Origin of the sequence: Neoaquamicrobium sediminum (genome assembly GCF_013240295.1) — a bacterium.
Taxonomy (GTDB): Bacteria; Pseudomonadota; Alphaproteobacteria; order Rhizobiales; family Rhizobiaceae; genus Aerobium; species Aerobium sediminum.
In genome coordinates this window covers 1,515,397-1,537,852 of record NZ_JABETK010000002.1, presented here as the reverse complement: position 1 = coordinate 1,537,852, position 22,456 = coordinate 1,515,397, and the positions used below count along the sequence as shown (strand labels likewise).

Genomic DNA, 22,456 nt, shown 5'->3' with positions numbered 1-22,456 from the left:
GGATAGCCGGCAAAAAGGAAAGAGCATGCGTTACGTTCAGCTTAGGGCCTTTCACTACGTCGCCATCTGCGGTGGGTTTTCGCGCGCGGCCGAGGCGCTTTTCCTGACGCAGCCGGCAATCTCCGATCAGGTGCGCAAGCTGGAGGAAGAATACGACGTTCTCCTCTTCAACCGGCACAAGAAGCAGGTTTCGCTGACACGGCAGGGGCAGCAGCTTCTCGACATCACCCACCGCATGTTCGACACCGAGCAGCAGGCGCACGATCTGCTGTCGGAATCGAAGGCGTTGAGGTCTGGCACGCTCCGTATCGTCGCGGATGCGGCCCACCATCTGCTGCATGTGCTGGGGCGGTTCCGGGAGGCCTATCCCGGCATCCAGATCAGCGTACGGTCCGGCAATACGGAGACGGTGATTTCGAGCCTGTTCGCATACGAGGCCGACCTTGGCGTTCTGGGCGAAATTCCGCAGGGCAGGGAATTCGAGATCCTGCATCTCAACTCCACGCCGATCATCGCCTTCGTGTCAGGCAAGCATGCACTGGCAGGCCGGCAGTCCGTGACGCTCCAGGAGCTTGCCGGCCATCCGCTCATCATGCGCGAGCGCGGGTCGAAAACGCGCCACAAGCTGGAAGCGATGGCGCAGGAGCAGGGCGTTCCGCTGAAGGCGGTGATCGAGGCAGAGGGACGCGAGGCCGTGCGCGAGATCGTCGCGTCGGGCGCCGGCGTCGGTTTCGTGTCGGCTGCCGAGTTCGGATGGCACAGCGGCCTGTCGCCGCTCAGGATCGACGCGCCGGAGGTGACGATGGACGAGGCACTCATCTGCCTGCGCGAGCGCTCGGGCGGCAAGCTCGTGCGTGCATTCTGGAAGATCGCCGAGCAGTTTGCAGACGAAACGAGCGGCTGAGCGGCGAGGCCGTCCTATGAATGGGACGGCTGTGCAAGCCTGCTTTCCAGCAGGTCGCCGCTGCGCTTGAGGATCGGATAGGCGACGGCTGCCAGCAGCGAGTTGATCTCCTTGAGCCCGCGCGCGATCTCCAGGTGCATGCCGCTCGTCTCGATGCTTTCGGGCGTCCCGGTCTGCAACCGCTTGAGATGCCGGTCGTGGCTGGCGCGGGCGAGGTCGCGCATCCGCTCTTTCTCGACCACGAGCTGGCGCGCGGAAGGCAGGTCCTGCGAGACGAGGACGTTGAGGGCCAGATGCATGTTCTCCAGCAGTTGCTGGTGCAGGTCCTGCAACTCGCCCCAGCCCTCGTCGGAGAAGCGCCAACGCTTCTGCGCGCGCTCCTCGGCGAGCGGCAGCAGGTTCTTGGCGACGATGTCTCCGGCGTGTTCGAGGTTGATGGCGAAATCCGTGAGCTCGATGCTGCGTCGCGCCTCCTCGCTGGTCATTTCGCCGCGATTGACCTCGGCGAGGTAAAGCTTGATCTCGCTGTGCGCCCGATTGACGTCCTCGTCGACGGCCTGGACGCGGACGATCTCGACCCTGTCGCCGCCATTGAAGAGGTCCATGACAGGCCGGACCATCACTTCCACCAGTTCGCCCATGCGCAGCAGCTCCCGTGTGGCGCTTGCAAGCGCCAGCCGGGGCGTGCCGATGACCGCGCGATCGAGCGCGCTGATACGGCGGCGTAGGGGATCTTCGTCCGCCGGCTTTGCGGTGGCAGTGGGCATCAACTGTGTGAGCAGGCGCTCCATCAGGCCCACGAATGGCAGGCTGAGCGCGGCCAGGGCGGCATTGAAGAGAAGATGCAGGTTGACGAGGCCCGCACCGGCATCGGTGCCGAGCCATTCCAGGGGCAGGGTTGCCGTTTCGAACAGGGCGAGCGCCAGGACGGAGCCGACTGCGCGGAACAGAAGATTGGCGACCGGCAGGCGCGACGCCTCGACCGGCATGCCACGCGATAGCCAGTAGGCGATCAGGCCGCCGCCAAGGTTTGCGCCAAGCACCATCGGCACGGCCGCTTCGAGCGGCATCAGGCCCTGGCTTGCGAAGGTAGCAAGCATGAGAACCGAAGCGACGCTCGAATGGATCAGCCAGGTGAAGACCGCGCCAAGCAAGAACGCCGTCAGATAGTCCTCGGCCAGATAGCGGGCGATGGTGGGTAGCATACCGCCATCGCGCAGCGGGCCGGTCGCGGTGGCGATGAGCTGGAGCGACATCAGGACGAAGCCGATGCCGAGCACCATGCGCCCCGTTTCGCGCGTCGTCTGCGCACGCGTCTTGAGGAACAGCACACCGCCGGCGAGGAAGCAGACGGGAATGAGCCAGCCAAGATCAAACGACAGGATCCGAACGACGATTGCCGAGCCGAGGTCGGCGCCGAGCAGCAGCGCGATGCCGGTCGAGACGGGCAGGGCGCCGCTCGCCGCAAAGCCACAAGCGAGGATGGCAACTGCGGTAGAACTCTGGAGCAGGACCGCCATGACCGTTCCGCCGGCCGCGGCGGGCAGGCGGCCCCGACGCGCGCGACCCAGCAGCCGGCGCAGCGGTGCGCCATGCGCGCGCTCCATGCCGGTCCTGACCATGTGCACCGCGACCAGCAGCAGCATGACGGCACCGGCAAGGTGGAGAAGGATCAGCGAGATGTGCATAAAGGTGGCTCCGTCAGCGAGCCTTAGAAGTCGCGCCGCAGCGACCATTGGTCAAATCGATACTGTCAATGGAATGATAGGCTGGGGCTATCTTCCGGTGTGCCGGTCGGCCAGCACGGTTTCCATGAAAGCCTCGATCTTCGGTGAGTTGCGCCGTTCCTGAAGGCAGGCCAGGCGGTACTCAGTGCGTATCGCGGCATCGGAGATGGCGATGGTGGCGAGCCGGGGGTGGGCGACGAACTCGAAATCGGCCACCACGCCGATGCCAAGTCCGCGCTCGACGGCCTTCCAGATTCCCTCGCGCGATCCGATTTCCAGAAACGGCCTGATCTCGACGCCCGCCGTCTCGGCGGCACGTTCGAGCGCGCGGCGGGTCGTCGAGCCGGTCTCGCGCAGGATGAGCGGCTGGTCGGCCAGCTCGGCGATCGAGACCGCGTCGCGCGCGTTCCACGGATGGTCTGTGTTGACGAACACGACGACCTCGTGGGTACTGAACGGCACCGAATGCACGCGCGGATCGTCGACCACATGGGCGAGTATCGCCACATCCGCCTCCAGTTCGAGGATGCGCTGTAGCGTCTGGTCCGAATTGCCGAGCAGCATGCTGACCTTGATCGCCGGATAGGCGGCCAGGAAGCGGGCTATCATGTCGGTTGCGTGGAAAGGCCCGACGGCGGCGACACGCAACTGCCCGATCGTCAGATGGCCGCTGGAGAGCAGAAGCTCGTCGGCTTCCTCGGTCAGCTTCATGATCCTGCGGCTGATGTCGAACAGCGCCGCGCCGGTTTCGGTCAGCTCGACACGCCGACCGCGGCGCACGAGAAGCTCTACGCCGTAGCGCTCTTCCAACTCCTTCACCTGCGTCGTGACGGTGGGCTGGCTGATGTTGAGCGCCTGCGCGGCCGCCGTGAAACCGCGATGCTCGGCCACTGCATGAAAGGAACGGAGGTGCGTGAAAACTATAGCCACAGTCAATGATAGTGGCCGGAAATTTGTATTAGTCAATGGACTGCAAGTCGGTCACGGTTCGAAGCGCAAGAACATTCAACGCAGGAAATCGCCGTGTGGTCCTATCGTAACCCGGTCGACGTGCAGTTCGGACACGGAAGCTTTTCAAAGCTCGGTTCGCTGCTGAACGGGCGTCCCTATGTGCTCGTCACTTATGGCGAACCCTACTTCCGAAGCCTGGCCGCCGCGCTGGAAAAGAGCGCGGGAAAGCCGCTGCTGGTCGTCGAGGACATCGCGCCGAACCCGGACATCGCGTTGCTCGAAGGTCAGGTGGCGCGGTTCGCCGCACTTGCCGCAACACCGGTGATCGTTGCGCTCGGCGGCGGCTCGGTGATCGATTCCGCCAAGGTTTTCGCCGCCGCCCGCGGTGATTTCGCCGCGATGGACGCATTCCTGAAGAAGCGCGCCGGCGCCGAAACACTTTCGCCCTGGCCGCTGATCGCCGTGCCGACCACCGCCGGAACCGGCAGCGAAGTGACCTGCTGGGGCACCGTCTGGGACAATGCCGCCGGCAGCAAATATTCGCTGGCGCATCCGGGGCTCTATCCCGAGGTGGCGCTCGTCGACCCGGATCTGATGGCAGGCAAACCGCGCGAGCTGACGATCCAGACCGGGCTCGACGCGCTCTCGCACTCGCTTGAAAGCCTCTGGAACCGCAACGCCAACCCCGTTTCGGCGGCCCATGCGGTGGCCGCCGCGCGTGGCGTTCTCTCAACGCTGCCGGCGCTTGCCGGAGACCTGCGCAACCCTCAACTGCGCGAGCGTATGGCGCGTGCCGCCACGTTGGCCGGCTTCGCGTTCTCCAATACCAAGACGGCGATCGCGCACTCGCTTTCCTATCCGATCACGCTCAAACATGGCGTGCCGCACGGCATCGCCTGCTCGTTCTCGCTGCCGATGATCATCCGAAGTGTCGCCGGGCAGGGAGGCATTTGCGAGGAGGGGCTGCGCTCCATTTTCGGGACGGATGCCGCCGGTGCGGCGGAGCGCCTCGAGACCACGCTCGACAAGCTCGGCGTTTCGACCGATTTCCGCGCCTATGGCATCGACGATGCGGAGTGGCGCGCGCTTATCGATACCGCGTTCGAGGGGGAACGTGGCCAGAACTTCATCGGCAGCCGGGAGGAGCTGGTTGCCGTTGCCGGTCTGGAGGGCGGCGGCCGCAAGGCGGTGGCCTGACGGGAATTTCGGGCGTCTGCATTGCGCAGCACGCCCGTCTGGATTGACGCTCAAAAGGGAGGAGCAAAACATGAAGCCTGCTACCCGCATACTCGCATCACTGGCGACCGCCGGCGGTCGTTGCCTACGCATCGGCGGCCCTGGCACAGGAGTGCAAGGATCCCGGCCAGCTCGTCTTCTCGATCATTCCGACCGAGGAAACGACGCAGGAACTCGACATCTACAAGCCGCTTCTGGACGCCCTGAAGGAGAAGACCGGCAAGAGCGTCGAGTTCTTCATGCCGACATCCTATGCCTCGGTGATCGAAGGCATGGTCAATGGCTGGGTGCATATCGGCGTCCATGGGCCGAATTCCTATGTGCTTGCCAGGGAGAAGGACCCGAACCTGGAGGTTTTTGCGACCTACACCAAGGTGAAGGGTCATTTCCAGGAGGAAGGGCCGGGCTATCGCGCCGTGCTGGTGGTGCGGTCCGACTCGAAGTTCGACAGCATCGAATCGCTGAAGGGCACCATCGTCGGCCTCGCCGATCCCGCCAGCACGTCCGGAAACCTGATGCCGCGCATGGTCTTCGGGGACGAGATCGGCACCGGGCCCGAACTGGAGAAGTACTTCTCCAAGGTGGTCTACACCGGCGGTCACGACCAGTCGGCCCTGGCCGTCAAGGAAGGCCGCGTCGACGACGCCTTCGTGGCAACCCATCGCCTCGACAACGTCATCGATCGCGGGCTCGCCGCGCCGGAGGATTATCGCGTTCTATGGCAGTCGGGCATCATCCCGCAGGATCCGATGGTCTATCGCACCGACCTTTGCGAGCCCATCAAGGCCGCGATCAAGGAAGCGTTCCTGACACTGCACGAAAACCCCGATGCGAAGCCGTTCTTCGACGGCATCAAGTCCACCAAGTTCGTCGCCATGCAGGATTCGGATTACGGTATCATCCGCAAGCTGGTCGACGCCGAAAAGAAGGCCGAAGGTCAGTGAGACACGAGGCCGGTATTGTGGAGGGCCGCGCACGTCGCGGCCTTCCCGGACATGAGGAGAACCGCGTGCCTGTGCTCGACGTTCGCAACCTGAAAGTCAGTTACACTTCGAGCGGGCCGCAGATCCTGAAGGGGATCGACTTCTCCGTCGACGACAGCGACTTCTGCGCGGTCATCGGCCCCAGCGGCGCAGGCAAGTCGACGCTGATCCGCTGCGTCAACCGGCTGGTCGAGCCGACCGAGGGCGACATCGTGCTGTTCGGCCAGAATGTACGTGCGCTGCGCGGCGGGGAGCTTCGGCACCTGCGGCGGCGCATCGGCATGATCTTCCAGGAGTTCAACCTGGTGAACCGCATGTCGGTGATGGACAACGTGCTGTCCGGCCGGCTCGGCTACACGGGGGCCTTCCGCTCCTTCTTCAAGGCGTTTCCGCGCGAGGACATCGACCGCGCGCTGCATCTGCTGGAACGTGTGGGCCTGCAGGACCATGTCGACAAACGCGCCGACGCCCTTTCGGGCGGCCAGCGCCAGCGCGTCGGCATTGCCCGCGCGCTGATGCAGAAACCGGAAATCCTGCTCCTGGACGAGCCGACTTCGGCGCTGGACCCCAAGATCTCTCGCGATGTCATGGGGCTCATTCGCGAGCTTGCCGACGAGTTCAAGGTGCCGGTGCTCTGCAACATTCACGACGTGCAGCTTGCGCTGGAAACCTGCAACCGCATCATCGGCATGCAGGACGGCTACAAGAAGTTCGACGGGCCGTCGAAGGGCATGCGCAAGCAGGACCTCGACGAGATCTACGCGATGGAGGTGCTGTGATGAGCGTCGCAGCACCGGCCGTCTCCGAACACGGGTTCGATGCATGGGTCGCGCACAAGCGCGGCCGCCGCATCAACAACTGGCTGCTGGTGGCAGCTGCCCTTGCCGTGCTCGGCTGGTGTTTCTGGGACACCATCATGGTCGATACCGACTGGGCGCGCATGGGCGGCGCGCTGGGTATCGGCGGCACGCTGGAACGCTTCCTGTGGATCGACTGGTCGCTGGTGCCGCACCTGATCGTGCCGGCGCTGGAAACGCTGATGATGGCGACGCTGGGCACGCTGCTCGGCTGCGTGCTCTCGCTGCCGGTGGCGTGGTTCGGTGCGGCCAACGTTACGCCGAGCAAATATTTCTTCTACCCCGTCGGCCGCTTCCTGATGGTGCTGTCGCGTTCGATCCACGAGATCATCTGGGCGCTGCTGTTCGTCGGCGCGGTAGGGCTGGGTGCGCTTCCGGGCATTCTCGCGGTCGCCATGCGCTCGATCGGCTTCATTTCGAAGATCACCGCCGAGGCGATCGAGAACATCGATCCCAAGCCCGTGGAGGCGATCCGCGCCGTGGGCGGCAACCAGTTCCAGGTGATGTATTACGGCATCGTGCCGCAGATCCTGCCGGTCATCATCGGCACCATCATCTTCGAATGGGACATCAACATCCGCCGTTCCGCCATCATGGGACTGGTGGGCGCGGGCGGTCTCGGCCTCGTGTTCTTCCGCCAGATGGCGATGTTCAACTATGGCGGCGTGACGCTGGTGGTGCTGGCCGTGCTGGTGCTGATCGCGATCGGCGAGGTCGTCTCACTACTGCCCGCAAGGCCGTGATCTGAGGAGGGCGCCATGACCGTCGTTACCGCCGAAACCGTCGCCGCGCCACGCAAGAGCTGGTCGCGCTACCGTCACCCGGAGGCCACGATCCGCTTCGCGGTCATGCTGGCCGTGCTCGCCTTCCTCGGCTGGTCGATCGCGTTCCTCAACATCGACCTGTCGCGAGTGCTTGGGGCCTTTCCCCGGCTCGCCGAGATTCTGGCGACGCGCTATTTCCCGCCGGACCTCGGCTATGTCACCGATGCCGATTTCATCCGCTCGGTGATCCGCACGCTGGAAATGTCGCTGCTGGGTGGCTTCCTGGGCGTGGTCTGCTCCATCCCGCTCGCGTGGCTTGCGGCGCGCAACATCACGATCGGCCGCCGGATCGCCTATCCCTTCGGGCGCTTCGCGATCATGGGCAGCCGGTCGATCCACGAGACGATCTGGACGATCCTGTTCGTGACCGTGCTGGGCTTCGGCATGCTGGCCGGCACACTGGCGCTGACGGTGTTCTGCATCGGCTTTGCCGGCAAGCTGTTCGCCGACGAGCTGGAGGCGATCGACATGGGGCCGGTGGAAGCCATGCGCTCGGTGGGCGCGAGCCCGCTGCAGGTCTTCCAGTATGCGGTGCTGCCACAGGTGCGCGTCGCCTTTACCGGCATCGCCATCTACACCTGGGACGTTGCCTTCCGGGCTGCGACCGTGGTCGGCTTCTTCGGCGGCGGCGGCATGGGCTGGTACCTGAAACGCACAACGCAGCAACTCGAAAGCCAGCGCGTCGCCGCGATCCTGCTGGTGATCATCGCTCTCGTGCTGCTCGCCGAAATCGGCTCCGGCTGGCTGCGCAGGAAGATCGCCGCGATGCGGTGAGAGTCACGCACTCTTCCTGCGTTGTTCTTTCGGATATTTCGTCAGCAGATAGGAGACTGCGCCCTGCAAGCCGCCGGGGACTGCGCAGGAGATGAGGAAGAAAGGGCTGAACCCTGGGGTGGCGCTAAGGCCACCCATAATGCCCACAAAGCCGAAGACGATGCACGGGCCGAGGAGCCCACCCACCAAAAAGGCGAGGACGCTGCGGGAGAAGAAGGCGTGGGCGGCCATAACGCCCATAGTCGACAGTAATACGATGAACGCGGTGATCATTAGGTAGACCAGCGACACGCCACCCAAGACGGCGGGAGGCGATATTTGCAGATAGACGGCCACTATTATCGAGGAGCTGATCCAGGTGAGCAGCGCCACGAATTCGATCGGCGGTCTCTGGTTTGTAGGCTCCAACTTAGATGCCTCCTCAGATTTGCGGTCGCTGTTAGTCGCGCGGACTGACCTGGAGTGCCTTGCAGACCGGTCCGATACCACGGTGCCGACTGGATCAGGTTGCAAAATTCCCTAAAATCCACACGAGTGCCATCTCGACGAACGAGATCGCAAATCCACAGCCTTAGATGTTGCTAAGTAAGTTGGCTGGGGAACCTGGATTCGAACCAGGACTAACGGAGTCAGAGTCCGTGGGTCTACCGTTAACCTATTCCCCAACACGGCGCTTTGGCCGGGTTCGCCCTGAAACGGGCGGTGGTGCAGCGTGGGCGGCACCGAATGCGCCCGATATAGCCACGGACGGCGAATAGTCAACCCCAAACCGTCGTTCCACTACAGCGCCAATGCGGGTGATCCCCGGGGAAATATGCTCCTGAAGAATGGCGAGGGCCTTTACGCTACCGCCCCAATGCGGGTGACCCGGGTGCTGCCGGCATCCTGCGAGCGTTGCGAAAATTTCGCCGGCACACGCACTTGGTGTTTGGCATCGGCGCTGATACTCTGTCGCCAACAGAAAAGACGAGTGCGCCTGCTGCGTCCTTTTGGTTCGCGCGGCGCTAAAGGATAGCCAGTGAAAGACCCCGATTCGGGCGCGGATGCGCCGCAGGGCGGGGCGTCTGGCGGCGTGGGCGGGCCGGTCGAGGCCGCCGCGCCGCATTCCGGACACCCCAGCAGCCGGAGCCAGGGCAATCCTGCGCCGGCACGGGATGGTCGTGACGCCGCTCCCGGAAAAGGCCAATCCAGAAAACGCCGCAAGCGACGCCGTGGCCGCAAGGTTTTCGCGCGCGATGGCGTGACGCCGGGCGGCGGCGCCAACCCCGGTGCGGTACAGTCGAGCCCCGCAGCCGGGCAGACAGCGCAAGGCCAGGTGGCGAAGGAAGCCCCGGCAGCGCCGCAGGGCCAGCCGGGCATAGGCAAGGGTGGCGCGGCCGGAGGGCAACATGCGGCCAACGGCCAGCGGCCTCGCGCGGCCGACCTTCCCGTCTATGCGGCGCTTGACCTTGGAACCAACAATTGCCGGCTGCTGGTGGCGATCCCGCAGCGGCCGGGACAGTTTCGCGTCATCGATGCATTCTCACGCATCGTGAGGCTGGGCGAGGGGCTTTCGGCCAGCGGCCGGCTCGGTCAGCCGGCGATGGACCGCGCCGTCGAGGCGCTGAAGGTCTGCGCCGACAAGCTGCAGTCGCGGCAGGTGCGCAAGGCGCGGCTGATCGCGACCGAAGCCTGCCGCTCGGCCGAAAACGGCGCGGAGTTCATCGCCCGCGTTGAGACAGAGGCCGGGCTGAAACTGGAGGTCATCGACCGCAAGACCGAGGCGCGACTCGCCGTTTCCGGCTGCGGCTCATTGGTCGAGCGCGGCACGGATGGCGTGGTGCTGTTCGACATCGGCGGCGGCTCGTCCGAGATCGCGCTGATCGACGTTTCGCGCCACCGCACGCCAAGGCTTGCCAACCACATCGTCTCGTGGACCTCGCTGCCGGTCGGTGTCGTCTCGCTTGCCGAGCGGTTCGGCGGCCGGCATGTGACGCCCGCGATCTTCGAGGCGATGGTGGAGGAGGTGTCGGGCATGCTCGACCGCTTCGAGGGCCGGACACGGCTTTCGCATCTGGCGGCGGGCGAGCGTTTCCACCTGCTCGGCACGTCCGGCACGGTCACGACGCTGGCGGGCGTGCATCTGGGACTGGAGCGCTACGACCGCCGCCGCGTCGACGGGTTGTGGATGGACAATGGACATGTCGATGCGATGATCGAGAAGCTGCTTGGCTGGGGCTTCGAGGAGCGCATGGCGAACCCCTGCATCGGACCGGACCGGGCCGACCTCGTGCTCGCGGGCTGCGCGATCCTGGAGGCGATCCGCCGCCACTGGCCGTCGGAGCGCCTGCGCGTCGCCGACAGGGGCCTGCGCGAGGGCATGCTTTCGGAGCTGATGGCCGACGACGGCGCCTGGCGCCGCAACCGCCGCAGGGGAGCGTTCGGGCGATGAAGAAGCCGGGCAAGAGCGGGGCGTCGGGCGGCGGTGGTGCGCGCGCGCTGAAGACGCGGATCAAGAAGAAGAGCGGGCTGAAGAATTCGTCGCGCCGCTGGCTGGAGCGGCATCTCAACGATCCCTACGTTCACCGCTCCAAGGCGGAAGGCTATCGCTCGCGCGCGGCGTTCAAGCTGATCGAGATCGACGACCGACACAAGCTGCTGAAGCCGGGCCAGCGCTTGATCGATCTGGGGGCTGCACCCGGCGGCTGGTTGCAGGTGGCGGCGGCACGGGTAAAGTCGCCGGAGGATGCGCCGACCGTCGTCGGCATCGACTATCTGGAGATGGACCCGGTGCCGGGTTCCGCGATCCTGCAGATGGATTTTCTCGACGACGAGGCGCCGGCGCGGCTGATGGAGACGCTGGGCGGCGCGCCCGACCTGGTCGTTTCCGACATGGCCGCGCCGACGACGGGGCACCGCCGCACCGACCACATCCGCACCATGCATCTGTGCGAGGTCGCGGCCGATTTCGCGATCCAGGTGCTAAAGCCCGGCGGGCATTTTCTGGCGAAGACGTTTCAGGGCGGCACGGAAGGCGGGCTGCTCGACCTTCTCAAGCGCAATTTCCGCACGGTGCATCACGTCAAGCCACCGGCCTCGCGCGACGAGTCGGTCGAGCTCTACATCCTCGCCAAGGACTTCAAGGGCAGGGCGGAAACGGACCCTCAGTCGACCGAGTGAGGGCTTTCCTGCGGTGGCAGTTTCTTGCGGACATGGCCGGATACGGTCAGACCTGCGTCGGGCGACAACCACAGGATCGGCAGCACCGCGCATCCAGCAAGCAGGGCGACGCCGATGAAGGCCGGGCCGAAGGCGGCCAGCCCCGTCGGCTCGCCGGTCAGAACGTGGTGCGCCTCCAGCATCATGCCGGCGAAGGCTACGCCCATGGCGATGGAAATCTGCTGCGCCACCGAGGCGATCGCCGTTGCCTGACTCGCCTGCCGGTCGTCGATCTCGGCGAAGACCAGCGCGTTGTTGGAGGTGAAGAACAGCGAGCGCGTGAAGCCGGCCGCCACCAGCACCGCTATGATGACCCAGTAAGGCGTTGCCGGGGTGAAGAAGGCGTTGGCGCCCATCAGGAGCGCGCCGGCGATCGTCGCGAAGATCAGTACATTGCGGAAGCCGGCTAACCGCAGGGCGGTCGTCGCCACGAATTTCAGCGCGATCGCGCCCAAAGCGCTCGCAAAGGTCAGCATGCCGGATTCGAACGGGCTGAGGCCGAAGCCGAGCTGGAACATCAGCGGCAAAAGGAACGGCACCGCGCCGATGCCGATGCGGAAGATGGTGCCCGACAGGATGGCAATGCGCGGGGCCGGGTTGTCGAACAGCCTGAGGTCGAGGATCGGTGTGGCGATGCGCCTTGCGTGCCGCACATAGAGCACGGCGGCCGCGATGCCGAGGGCAAGCGTGGTGACGCCGATGATCGGGGGAAGCGCCGGCATGCTGACCACCGAGAGGCCGAAGACGACGCCGGCGGCGGCAAGTGCCGACAGGAAGAAGCCGGTCCAGTCGATGCGGGCGACGGGCGAGGGCGGCATGTCGGGCAGTACGTAGCCGGATACGATCACGCCGAGCAGGCCGATCGGGATGTTGATCAGGAAGATCCAGTGCCAGGTGAAGAAGGTGGTGATGAAGCCTCCGACCGGCGGGCCGATGAGGGGGCCGATCAATGCGGGCACGGTCAGCCATGCCATGGCCGAGACGAGCTGGCTGCGTTGCGTCGAGCGCACCAGCACGAGACGACCGACCGGCGTCATCATCGCACCGCCCATGCCTTGCAGGAAGCGTGCGGCCACGAATGCGCCGAGCGAGCCGGCCATCGCGCAGGCAAGCGATCCCAGCATGAAGACGACGATGGCGATGCGGAACACACGCTTGGCGCCGAAGCGGTCGGCCATCCAGCCCGAGACGGGAATGAAGATCGCAAGCGCGACGAAGTAACTGGTCAGAGCGAGCTTGAGCGTGATCGGGCTCGTACCGATGTCGGCAGCAATGGCCGGCAGCGATGTGGCGATGACGGTCGAATCCATCTGCTCCATGAACAGCGCCACCGCCAGAATGAGCGGGATGGTGCGGTTCAACGGACGAGCCAGTCGGCGGGAGCGCGCCGGGACAACGGCGCAGGATGGTCGGACATGACGGCGGGTTAGCACAGGGGGTGCGGGCGTCATCAATCCATAAGGCAGTCTTATCATCTATTTCCGTTGGCGGTTTCCGTCGTGGCCATCTCACGAACGCTCACGTTGCCGTGAGACCCTTGCCGCCGCCGCCGAGGTTGCCATGTTCGCAGCATCGACATTTGAACGGAGGGAGTGGCAAGATGATGCCAACGGCAGATCGCAGATCGGTTCTCAAGATGAGCGTAGCGGGTACGGCGGCGGTTCTGGCAACGCCGCAGATCATGGTGCGGGCCGCGCATGCCCAGGCGCCGATGACGGATGTGGGCAATGCCGGCTTCCATCGTTTCAATCTCGGCGGCTTCGAGGTGACGGCGATCCTCGACGGGTTGCGGCCGGGCGATGGGCCGCATCCGACCTTCGGCGAGGACCAGGATGCCGAGGCCATGGCTGCGTTGCTGGAGGAAAATTTCCTGCCCGCGGGCCGGTTCGTGAACAGCTTCACGCCGACGCTGGTCAATACCGGGTCCGAACTGGTGCTTTTCGACACAGGCCTGGGGGCAGCCGCGCGCGAAGGCGGTATGGGACAGCTACGCTCTCGGCTTGAGGCTTCCGGCTATAGCGCCGATGACGTGTCGGTCGTCGTTCTCACCCACTTTCATGGCGATCATATCGGCGGGGTGATGGAAGACGGTGCTCCGACATTTGCCAATGCACGCTACGTGACTGGACAGGCTGAGTACGATTTCTGGACCGCCGACGAGCGCCTGAGCGGGCCGACCGAGAACTCGGCGCGGGCCGTTCAAGCCAACGTCGTGCCGCTGGCGGAGAAGATGACTTTCCTGGGCGATGGCGATGAGGTGGTGCCGGGCATAAGCGCGATGCTGGCCACCGGCCACACGCCGGGCCACATGATCTTCAACCTGGAATCCGAAGACAAGCGGCTCGTGCTGACCGCCGACACGGCCAACCACTACGTCGCCTCGCTGCAGCGTCCCGACTGGCACGTGCGTTTCGATATGGACAAGGAGGAGGCGGCGGCGACGCGCCGGCGCGTGTTCGACATGATCGCGGCCGACCGGGTTCCATTCCTCGGCTACCACATGCCTTTCCCGGCGCTCGGCTATGCCGAACCGCTCGACCAGGGTTATCGGTTCGTGCCGGTCAGCTACCAGATGATGCTTTAGGAGCGAACGCGGGTGTCGGCCGCCTCTACAAATGCCCGGCGTCGACGATGAGCGTTTGCGCGGTCAACATGCGGGAAGCGTCTGATGCCAGGAAGAGGCAAGGTCCGACGAGGTCTGCCGGCTGCATCTCCTCTTTCAGGCATTGCCGCTCGAGATGGGCGGAAAGCCCGTCGGGCGTCACCCACAGTTCGCGTTGGCGTTCCGTCATCACCCAACCCGGCGCGATCGCGTTGACGCGGATGCGGTCCGGGCCGAGCTTGCCGGCCAGCCCCTTGGTGAGCCCGATGATGCCGGCTTTCGCCGCCGTATAGGACGGCATGTCGGGATGGTTGATCATGAAGGAGGTGGAGGTGAAGTTGATGATCGAGCCACCGCCCGCCGCCTTCATGCCCGGCGCCACCGCCTGGGCGGTGAAGAAATGCGGCCGCAGGTTGATGGCCTGATTGTCGTCCCAGTAGTCGACCGTCACGTCGGCGATCTCGTGGCGCTGGTCGTATGCCGCGTTGTTGACCAGCACGGTGACGGGCCCATGCGTCTCCGCGGCTTCGGCGGCTGCCTGACGCAGGGCGTCGATGTCGCGCAGGTCGGCCTGCAGGAAGAGCGCGCTCAGACCGGCATCCCGCAGGCGCGCAGCCAGCGTCTCTGAGGCCTCTCGCGCGATGTCGATGAAGGCCACCTTGCAGCCCTGCCGCGCGAAGCCTTCAGTCAGTGCCGCGCCGATGCCCGAGCCACCGCCGGTGATCAGTACGGACCTGCCTTCGAGGTCGGGGTGTCTGACGGATGGCATCATGGTTGGCGTCGCTTTCATGTTGATAGTGCGTCCTTCGAGGCTCGCTGCGCTCGCACCTCAGGATGAGGGAGGTGGGTTGATCGAACCGACAATGTGGTTGGCTTGATGCCAACATCCTTCATCCTCGAAGCTGTCGTATATCGAGCCCGCTGACCCGCGAGTTCGACGGGCAACCTCCCTCATCCTGAGGTGCGAGCGCAGCGAGCCTCGAAGGACGCACATCGTCGATGGAAGGTCAATCGTCGTGAACCGTGGTCACGTCACCAGCTTGCGTTCGGCGAAGCGGGGCTCGCGCCAGAGACCGCTTTCCATGATCGCTTCGAGCGTGGCGGTCGCGCCCCATACATCCTCGAAGCCGACATAGAGCGGGGTGAAGCCGAAGCGCAGGATATCCGGAGCGCGGAAGTCGCCGACGACGCCGCAGGCGATCAGCGCCTGCATGATCGGCCAGCCATGTTCATGGGTGAGCGCGACCTGGCTGCCCCGCTCGGCCTCTTTTCTCGGTGTGATGACCTTGAGGCCGTGCCTGGCAAGTTTCTCGTCGGCCAGCTCCATGAAATAGCCGGTCAGCTTCAGCGACTTCGCGCGCAGGGCGTCCATGTCGGTGCGCTCGAAGACGGCGAGGCTTTCGAGCAAGGGCAGATAGGAGAGAACGGGCGGCGTGCCGACCCGGAACTTCTCGATCGTTGCCGACGGTGCGAAATCGACTTCGAAGGCGAACGGCGCGGCATGACCCTGCCACCCCGTCAGCGGATTGCCGGCACTGGCCAGGTGGCGGGAGGCGACGAAAAGCCATGCCGGCGCGCCGGGACCGCCATTCATGTATTTATAGGAGCAACCGACGGCGAAGTCGGCATTGCAGCCGTTGAGGTCGATCGGCAGCGCGCCCAGCGAATGGCACAGATCCCAGATGACCAGCGCGCCGGCGTCGTGAATGGCCTTGGTGACACGTGCCATGTCCCGCAGGCGACCCGTGCGGTAGTTGACCTGGCTCAGGCAAACAACCGCCGTGTCTGGCCCCAGCAGCGAAAGCACGGATTCGTCGTCATCGTCTGCGAGCGCCAGTTGCGCCTGCGGGAAAACGTTGGCGATCGCGCCCTGGAGGATATGGATGTCGGTGGGAAAATTGTTCCGCTCGGAGATGACGCCGGTGCGATCGGGGCGCATGCGCATTGCTGCGCAGAACACCTTGTAGAGATTGACCGAAGTGGAGTCGGCGGCCAGCACCTCGCCCGCCTTCGCGCCCATCAGCGGCGCCAGCCGGTCGCCGACCGTAACCGGCAGCATGTGCCAGTTGCGGCCATTCCAGCTCCGGATCAGGTCCTTCGCCCAGCCTTCCGAAAGGGCCTCGGCCATGGCCGGACCGACGGAGGCCGGCATCGCGCCCAGCGAATTGCCGTCGAGATAGATCTCGCCGGCAGGCAGGGCAAAGAGACCGCGCATCGGGGCCAGCGCATCCTCCCGGTCCATGCCGCGGGCGCTGTCGAGCCCGGCGGAGGCTGCTTCGCGGGCGGCCTTGACCCTGTCTATGGTGGTGGACATTACGCCTCCTACAATACCGAAACGACCTTCGTGGCTAGCGCATCGAGCCGGTCGCCGGGCAGACCGGCGACGTTGAAGCGGCTGTCACCGACGATGTAGACGCCGTGCTCGGCGCGCAGGCGGGACACCTGCTCGCCGGTGAGGCCGAGCCTCGAGAACATGCCGCGCTGGCGGGCGATGAAATCGAAGCGATCGGAATTGGACTCGCGGCGCAGCGCCTCGGCAAAGCCTTCGCGCAGGCTCAGCATGCGCAGCCGCACGGCTTCCAGCTCCGCCTTCCAGTCGGCGCGCAGGTCGTCGTCTTCGAGCACAATGCGCACGCATGCAGCCGCATGGTCAGGGGGCATCGACCAGATGCCGCGCGCAAGGCCGAGCAACTGGCCATAGGCGGTGTCCGCCTCGGCGGCATTGCGACCCAGCAGCAGCGCCGCGCCGGCTCGGTCGCGATAGACGGAGAAATTCTTGGAGCAGCTTGCGGCGGCCAGCAGTTCCGGCACGTGGGCCGCGAGAATGCGAAGGCCGGCGGCATCCTTTTCCAGCCCGTCGCCGAACCCCTGATAGGCGATGTCGACGAAAGGCGTCAGGCCGCGTTCGGCAAGGAGCGCGGCAACAGTCTCCCACTGTGCGGCGGAGAGGTCAGCACCGGTCGGGTTGTGGCAGCAGCCGTGCAGCAGCACCACGTCGCCGGGCACCGCGCCTTTTAGCGCCTCGATCATCGCGTCGAAACGCACGCTGCCGGTCGTGCTGTCGAAATAGGGGTAGGTGCGCGCGGTCAAGCCCGCGGCGCGCAGGATCGGCATGTGGTTGGGCCAGGTCGGGTCCGGCACCCACACGGTGGTATCGGGGCGCGAAGCCGCGATCAGGTCGGCCAGCAGCCGCAGCGCGCCGGTGCCGCCGGGCGTCTGCGCGGCACGCAGGCGAGGGCGTTCCGCCTTCTCGCCGAACACAAGGCCGATCATCAGCTCGTTAAACACGACATCGCCGGCAAGCCCGAGATAGCTCTTGCTGGCCTGCGTCTTGTGAAGCCGTCGCTCGGCCTCGCGGACCGCGCGCATGACTGGCGTCTTGCCGTCGACATCCTTGTAGACCCCGACGCCGAGGTCGAGCTTGTCGGTGCGCGGATCGTCGCGATAGAGCGACATGAGCATGAGGATGCCGTCGGGTGCGGCGGGTTGAAGTGTCTCGAACATGGGGCCCTCCGAAGAACGGCGCCACAAAGCCCTAAATCGTTCGGTCGCGCAACAGATTTGGTCGCATCCGTGGTTGTGCCAGCGCGCGGCGCGGCCTTAGATCGCAGTCGGCGCGATGTCGCCAGCGAGAGGGGACATGTGACCAGACATTATTCCGCGTTCGGGTTGTTGCGCGAAGGTCTTCGCGGCCATAGCGGCTGGCAGCCCGCCTGGCGCTCGCCGCAACCGAAGCCACGCTACGACGCCGTCATCATCGGCGGCGGCGGGCAGGGGCTTGCGACCGCATATTACCTTGCCAAGAACCACGGCATCACCAATGTCGCCGTGCTGGAGAAAGGCTGGCTGGGTGGCGGCAATACCGGCCGCAACACCGCGACCATCCGCTCCAACTATTTCTATGCCGAAAGCGTGGCGCTCTACGAATTCTCCCTGAAGCTCTATGAGGGGCTTTCGCGGGAGCTCAACTACAACGTCATGCTGTCGCAGCGCGGCGTCGTCACAGTCGCCAGTTCGCCGGCCGAGATGGAGATGGCGGCGCGGCTCGTCAATGCGATGCAGATCAACGGCACCGATGCCGAACTGCTCGACCGCGACGGCGTGCTGGACAAGGCGCCGCTGCTCAACACCAGCGACGAAGCGCGCTATCCGATCTTCGGCGGAACCTGGCAGGGGCGGGCAGGCGTCGCGCGCCACGATGCCGTTGCCTGGGGCTATGCGCGCGCCGCCGACGGGTTCGGCATCGACATCGTCCAGAATTGCGAGGTGGCCGGCTTCCTCATCGAAGGCGGCCGATGCGTCGGCGTCGAGACGTCGCTGGGCACGATCCACGCCGATGCAGTGGCGCTCTGCGTTGCCGGTCATTCGAGCGTGCTTGCGGCGAAGGCGGGCTTCCAGCTTCCCGTCCGCTCCTACTCTCTGCAGGCGATGGTGTCGGAACCGGTGAAACCCTGCCTCGACACGGTGGTGCTTTATCCCGGCACCGGTACCTATCTATTCCAGTCCGACAAGGGCGAGATCGTCTTGGGTGGCGGGCTCGACCGCGTGCCCTCCTATGCGCAGCGCGGCAATCCGCCGATGCAGCAGACAGTCGTCTCCGGCATGCTGGAGATGTTTCCCGCCTTCGGGCAGCTCAGGATGCTGCGGCAGTGGGCAGGCGTGGTCGACGTGGTGCCGGATTCCTCGCCGATCATCGGGCCATCGCCGGTGTCTGGGCTCTACCTGAACGGAGGCTGGGGGACGGGCGGATTCAAGGCGATCCCGGCGGGTGGCTGGCTGACCGCGCATCTGATCGCCACCGGCGAACACCACGAGATCAGCCGTCCCTTCGACCTCGACCGTTTCGCGACCGGCCGCCTCGTCGATGAAGCGGCCGGTTCCGGCATCGCGCATTAGGGGGCGGATCATGCAACTCTTTTCATGCCCCTTCTGCGGCGAGCGCGACGAGACCGAGTTCACATTCTGCGCCGAGGCCGGCAAGACGCGACCCGAGCCGGCGGCCGAGGTCTCGGCAGATGCCTGGGCGCGCTACCTTCATTTCGACCACAACCCGAAGGGCGCGACACGGGAGGTTTGGTTACACGCGACCTGCGGCGAGTTCTTCCTGATGGAACGCGACACCGTGAGCCATGCGGTGTCGGGGTCGCACTCGCTGCGGAGGCCGGAGGCATGAGCGCGCGCCGCATCCGAGACAGCGGCGCGCCGCTGGCTTTCACCTTCGACGGCAGAGCCTATGAGGGGCGGGAGGGCGATACGCTCGCCTCGGCATTGCTGGCCAATGGCGTGCGCGTTGTCGGCCGCTCGTTCAAGTATCACCGGCCGCGCGGCATCCATGGTGCGTGGAGCGAGGAGCCGAACGCGATCCTCGACGTGACCATCCACGGCAAGACGTGGCCGAACGTCCGCGCGACGACGCAGCGCCTCGAAGCGGGCATGGATCTGCGCTCCGTCAATGCGCGGCCGACAGCCGAGGGCGACCGGCTCGGCCTGCTCGACCGGCTGTCGCCATTCCTGCCTGCCGGGTTCTACTACAAGACCTTTCTCTGGCCGGACTGGCATCGCTTCGAACCGCGCATTCGCGCCATGGCGGGGCTGGGGCGGCTCGATCCCGCGCACGAGCCGCCGGCCGACAGTCCCGCGATGAACGCGCGCTGCGACGTGCTTGTGGTCGGGTCGGGGCGGTCGGGGCTCTTGGCAGCGCGCGATGCGGCGCGTGCAGGTGGCAGCGTAATCGTCGTCGACGATCGTTTCGAGCCCGGCGGAACAATGCTCCATCGTGAGGCCGATGGGGCAGAGCGGGCTGCCGTGCTTGCCGGTGATGTCGAGCAGGCCGGCGCGCGGATTTTGTCGCGGACAACTGCCTACGGGATCTATGACCACAATCTCGTCTGCTGCTGGGAGCGTCGGGACGGAGCGCCCGACCGGCATTGGCGCATCAGGCCGAAGCGGATTGTGCTCGCGACTGGCGCGATCGAGCGGCCGCTGGTCTTTGCCGACAATGACCGGCCAGGCGTCATGTCGGCGGAAGCCGCGCTTTATTACCTGCGCCGCTACGGCGTGCTGGTGGGCGAGCGCATCGTGCTTGCTGTCAACAATTCGCGTGCACTGGGATTGGCCGATGCGCTGAGGGAAGCCGGCGCTGCGGTGACGGTCGCCGACCTGCGGGAGGGCGCCAGCGTCGACGCTGTTCATGGCGGAAAAGGCGTCGAGGCTGTCACGATCTCGGGAAAGCGGATCGAGGCCGATTGCGTGCTGGCTTCAGGCGGTTACACGCCGACGGTGCATCTGTTCTGCCAGGCGAAGGGAAAGCTGCGCTACGACGAGGCCATCGCCGCCTTCGTGCCGGGCGCTCCTGTCGACGGCATATCGCTTGCGGGCGCGGCGGCGGGCGACTTTGGCGACTATGCGATCGCACCGGCATGGCCGAACCCCGGCGCAAAGGGCCGCCAGTGGATCGACTTCCAGAACGACGTGACGCTGAAGGACGTCGAACTCGCCGCTCGTGAGAATTTCCGCTCGGTCGAACATCTCAAGCGCTACACGACGCTCGGCATGGCGACCGATCAGGGCAAGACCTCCAATATGAACGGTCTTGCAGCGATGGCCGCGGTTACCGGCCGCACGATCGAACATACGGGAACGACCACCTACCGCCCGCCCTTCGTGCCGGTGCCGTTCACGGTGGTGGCCGGCCGGCGGCGCGGGCAACTGTTCAATCCGGTGCGGCGGCTGGCGCTGGAGACGCAGCATCGCGCGGCGGGCGGGGTTTTTCGCGAGTATGGCGGCTGGCTGCGGCCTGCCTTCTATGGTGGTGGCGAGGCCGATGACGAGATACGGCGCGAGGCGCGCCAGGCGCGCGAGACGGTCGCGATCTTCGACGGCTCGCCGCTCGGCAAGATCGAGGTGTTCGGGCCGCAGGCGGGCGCGATCGTCGACTACAATTCCTACAACACCATCTCGACGCTGAAACCCGGCCGAATCCGCTACGGCTTCATGCTCACCGAGGGCGGCGTCATCTACGACGATGGCGTGACGGTGAAGCTCGCGGACGACCATTACGTCGTCTCCTGCTCGTCGGGCCATGTGGCCGGCGTCGTCGCGCGGCTGGAAGAGTGGCGGCAGGATCGGTTCGATCCGGCGGCGGTGTTCGTGCACAATCTCACTGCGCACTGGGCGACGCTGACCGCGACGGGTCCGCGCGCAAAGGCGCTGGTTGCGGCGCTGTCGCTCGGTGTGGACCTGGATGACGCGGCGCTGCCGCATATGGCCGCTGCGCAAGGCTCGTTCGAAGGGGGCGCGGCGCGCGTGGCGCGGGTCAGTTTTACCGGCGACCGCTCCTACGAAATCTCGGTGCCGGCATCGAAGGCGCCAGCACTTTGGGCTGCGATGAACGAAGCGGGCAGGGCGCTCGACGCCGTGCTCATGGGCTCCGAGGCACTGCTGCTGCTGCGCGCCGAAAAGGGCTTCATCATTGCCGGAAAGGATACGGACGGCACGTCGATGCCGCACGATCTGGGCATCACCGGCCCGCGCGACAAGCGGCAGGGCGAATATGTCGGCAAGCGCTCGCTGTTCACCGAGAACGCCTTGCGCGACAACCGGCAGCAGTTTGTCGGGCTCGTGGTGGCGGATGGCGGGCCCGCATTGCCGACCGGCGCGCATGTGCTGGACGAAACCGGCGGCAAGCGGCGCTCGGCAGGCTACGTCACCTCGAGCTACGAGAGCCCGGCCGTCGGCGGCCCGATTGCGCTGGGGCTGGTCGAGCAGGGCATGTCGCGCATGGGCGAAGAGGTGAGCCTGTTCCATCTGGGCAAAGCAAGACGCGCGGTCATCGCGCAGCCCTGCTTCTTCGATCGCGAGGGGAGCCGGATCGATGCGTAAGACGATGCGAGACCGCGGGCTGTTCTGGAGCCCGGCGCCGGACTGGACAACCGCGCGGATCGATGGGGACGCCTATTCGGTGAGGCGCGTCCTGGGGCTCGGCCAGGCACTTGTTTCCGGCGATCTGGATGCCGCCCTTGCCGAACTCATGCCTGCCGCGCCGGAAATCAGCCTTTGGTCGGTGGCTGCGGCGGAGCCTTTTGCCGTGCGGATCGGGCGCGACCGCACGCTTCTGGTCTCGCCCGGTCCGCTTGCTGCCGCGCCCGGTTGGCGGAACGGTTATGTCGCCACGCCCTGCGACGACGCCTATGCGATCCTCGAAATATCCGGCGTCGCGCTGCGCGAGATCGTGGCCGAGGGCACCTCCGTCGACATCAATGCAGGCAGCCGCTCGGCGGCCGTGCTTTTCGCCGGCGTTACCGTCTTACTCTATCGGATTGGGCCTGAGACGGCGCGCCTGCATGTCGAGGCACCTCTCGCGGCCTATCTCTGGGCTTGGCTGGAAGGCAGAAGCTGACC

At 65.7% G+C, this 22,456-nt stretch carries 20 protein-coding genes and 1 tRNA gene; 13 read left to right on the top strand and 8 right to left on the bottom strand.

Features of this window, described 5'->3' with window-relative positions:
- Window positions 1-25 precede the first annotated feature (25 nt).
- Entirely contained in the window at window positions 26-904 is an 879-nt protein-coding gene (locus HK436_RS19385; RefSeq protein WP_173192362.1) for a LysR substrate-binding domain-containing protein, read from the top strand.
- Window positions 905-918: 14 nt separating this feature from the next.
- On the opposite strand, the gene HK436_RS19380 is transcribed toward HK436_RS19385, so the two are convergent.
- Both HK436_RS19380 and HK436_RS19375 read right to left on the bottom strand, forming a co-directional pair.
- Window positions 919-2,592 carry a Na/Pi cotransporter family protein gene (locus HK436_RS19380; protein WP_173192360.1) on the bottom strand — a complete coding sequence of 558 codons (1,674 nt, stop codon included), beginning with the start codon at window positions 2,590-2,592 and terminating at the stop codon, window positions 919-921.
- 87 nt (window positions 2,593-2,679) lie between these two features.
- Window positions 2,680-3,561, bottom strand: a complete 882-nt coding sequence (locus tag HK436_RS19375; protein ID WP_173193645.1) for a LysR substrate-binding domain-containing protein — start codon at window positions 3,559-3,561, stop codon at window positions 2,680-2,682.
- Between the two features lie 93 nt (window positions 3,562-3,654).
- Here HK436_RS19375 and psrA point away from each other — a divergent pair, with 93 nt between their 5' ends.
- The 5 genes from psrA (at window position 3,655) to phnE (HK436_RS19350) (ending at window position 8,256) form a co-directional block, all read left to right on the top strand.
- Window positions 3,655-4,779, top strand: a complete 1,125-nt coding sequence (gene psrA / locus HK436_RS19370; RefSeq protein ID WP_173192358.1) for an iron-containing alcohol dehydrogenase PsrA — start codon at window positions 3,655-3,657, stop codon at window positions 4,777-4,779.
- Window positions 4,780-4,856: 77 nt separating this feature from the next.
- Window positions 4,857-5,762: a phosphate/phosphite/phosphonate ABC transporter substrate-binding protein gene (locus HK436_RS19365; protein ID WP_173193643.1), complete on the top strand. Its 906-nt coding sequence runs from the start codon at window positions 4,857-4,859 to the stop codon at window positions 5,760-5,762.
- A 65-nt stretch (window positions 5,763-5,827) separates the two neighbouring features.
- A complete protein-coding gene (phnC, locus tag HK436_RS19360; protein ID WP_173192356.1) occupies window positions 5,828-6,580 on the top strand; it encodes a phosphonate ABC transporter ATP-binding protein in 753 nt (250 codons plus the stop codon).
- Window positions 6,580-7,401 (top strand): phosphonate ABC transporter, permease protein PhnE, encoded by an 822-nt coding sequence (gene phnE / locus HK436_RS19355; protein WP_173192354.1) that lies wholly within the window; start codon window positions 6,580-6,582, stop codon window positions 7,399-7,401. Before phnC ends, phnE (HK436_RS19355) begins: the two co-directional genes overlap by 1 nt.
- Window positions 7,402-7,416: 15 nt before the next feature.
- On the top strand, window positions 7,417-8,256 hold the full coding sequence (phnE, locus tag HK436_RS19350) for a phosphonate ABC transporter, permease protein PhnE (RefSeq protein WP_173192352.1): 840 nt from the start codon (window positions 7,417-7,419) through the stop codon (window positions 8,254-8,256).
- A 3-nt stretch (window positions 8,257-8,259) separates the two neighbouring features.
- Here the strand turns inward: phnE (HK436_RS19350) and HK436_RS19345 are convergent, their stop codons facing one another.
- Complete coding sequence (locus HK436_RS19345; RefSeq protein WP_173192350.1) at window positions 8,260-8,628, bottom strand: hypothetical protein; 369 nt, start codon at window positions 8,626-8,628, stop codon at window positions 8,260-8,262.
- A 219-nt stretch (window positions 8,629-8,847) separates the two neighbouring features.
- Window positions 8,848-8,921 (bottom strand) — tRNA-Gln (locus HK436_RS19340).
- Between the two features lie 353 nt (window positions 8,922-9,274).
- Here HK436_RS19340 and HK436_RS19335 point away from each other — a divergent pair.
- Together HK436_RS19335 and HK436_RS19330 are read left to right on the top strand one after the other, a co-directional pair.
- Window positions 9,275-10,687: a Ppx/GppA phosphatase family protein gene (locus HK436_RS19335; protein WP_173192348.1), complete on the top strand. Its 1,413-nt coding sequence runs from the start codon at window positions 9,275-9,277 to the stop codon at window positions 10,685-10,687.
- Window positions 10,684-11,415 (top strand): RlmE family RNA methyltransferase, encoded by a 732-nt coding sequence (locus tag HK436_RS19330; protein WP_173192346.1) that lies wholly within the window; start codon window positions 10,684-10,686, stop codon window positions 11,413-11,415. The genes HK436_RS19335 and HK436_RS19330 overlap by 4 nt, the downstream gene beginning before the upstream one ends.
- Here the strand turns inward: HK436_RS19330 and HK436_RS19325 are convergent.
- On the bottom strand, window positions 11,400-12,815 hold the full coding sequence (locus HK436_RS19325; protein WP_173192344.1) for an MFS transporter: 1,416 nt from the start codon (window positions 12,813-12,815) through the stop codon (window positions 11,400-11,402). The genes HK436_RS19330 and HK436_RS19325 overlap by 16 nt on opposite strands.
- 242 nt (window positions 12,816-13,057) lie before the next feature.
- Between HK436_RS19325 and HK436_RS19320 the strand changes: the two genes are divergently transcribed.
- Window positions 13,058-14,038, top strand: coding sequence for an MBL fold metallo-hydrolase (locus tag HK436_RS19320; protein ID WP_173193641.1), 981 nt, complete (start codon window positions 13,058-13,060; stop codon window positions 14,036-14,038).
- A 25-nt stretch (window positions 14,039-14,063) separates the two neighbouring features.
- Here the strand turns inward: HK436_RS19320 and HK436_RS19315 are convergent, their stop codons facing one another.
- From HK436_RS19315 to HK436_RS19305, 3 genes are all read right to left on the bottom strand, one after another.
- Complete coding sequence (locus HK436_RS19315; protein WP_173193639.1) at window positions 14,064-14,828, bottom strand: SDR family NAD(P)-dependent oxidoreductase; 765 nt, start codon at window positions 14,826-14,828, stop codon at window positions 14,064-14,066.
- A 255-nt stretch (window positions 14,829-15,083) separates the two neighbouring features.
- The gene (kynU, locus tag HK436_RS19310; protein ID WP_206680545.1) at window positions 15,084-16,370 is read right to left on the bottom strand and encodes a kynureninase; all 1,287 of its coding nucleotides are present in this window, start codon (window positions 16,368-16,370) and stop codon (window positions 15,084-15,086) included.
- Between the two features lie 8 nt (window positions 16,371-16,378).
- Complete coding sequence (locus HK436_RS19305) at window positions 16,379-17,560, bottom strand: amino acid aminotransferase (protein WP_173192342.1); 1,182 nt, start codon at window positions 17,558-17,560, stop codon at window positions 16,379-16,381.
- A gap of 138 nt (window positions 17,561-17,698) precedes the next feature.
- Here HK436_RS19305 and HK436_RS19300 point away from each other — a divergent pair, with 138 nt between their 5' ends.
- Genes HK436_RS19300 through HK436_RS19285 form a run of 4 tightly spaced genes read left to right on the top strand, consistent with a single transcriptional unit; the run spans window position 17,699 to window position 22,454 of the window.
- Entirely contained in the window at window positions 17,699-18,952 is a 1,254-nt protein-coding gene (locus HK436_RS19300) for a sarcosine oxidase subunit beta family protein (RefSeq protein ID WP_173192340.1), read from the top strand.
- Between the two features lie 10 nt (window positions 18,953-18,962).
- A complete protein-coding gene (locus HK436_RS19295; protein WP_173192338.1) occupies window positions 18,963-19,229 on the top strand; it encodes a sarcosine oxidase subunit delta in 267 nt (88 codons plus the stop codon).
- The gene (locus HK436_RS19290) at window positions 19,226-21,937 is read left to right on the top strand and encodes a 2Fe-2S iron-sulfur cluster-binding protein (RefSeq protein WP_173192337.1); all 2,712 of its coding nucleotides are present in this window, start codon (window positions 19,226-19,228) and stop codon (window positions 21,935-21,937) included. The genes HK436_RS19295 and HK436_RS19290 overlap by 4 nt, the downstream gene beginning before the upstream one ends.
- Window positions 21,930-22,454 (top strand): sarcosine oxidase subunit gamma family protein, encoded by a 525-nt coding sequence (locus tag HK436_RS19285; protein WP_173192335.1) that lies wholly within the window; start codon window positions 21,930-21,932, stop codon window positions 22,452-22,454. Before HK436_RS19290 ends, HK436_RS19285 begins: the two co-directional genes overlap by 8 nt.
- Window positions 22,455-22,456: the final 2 nt, after the last annotated feature.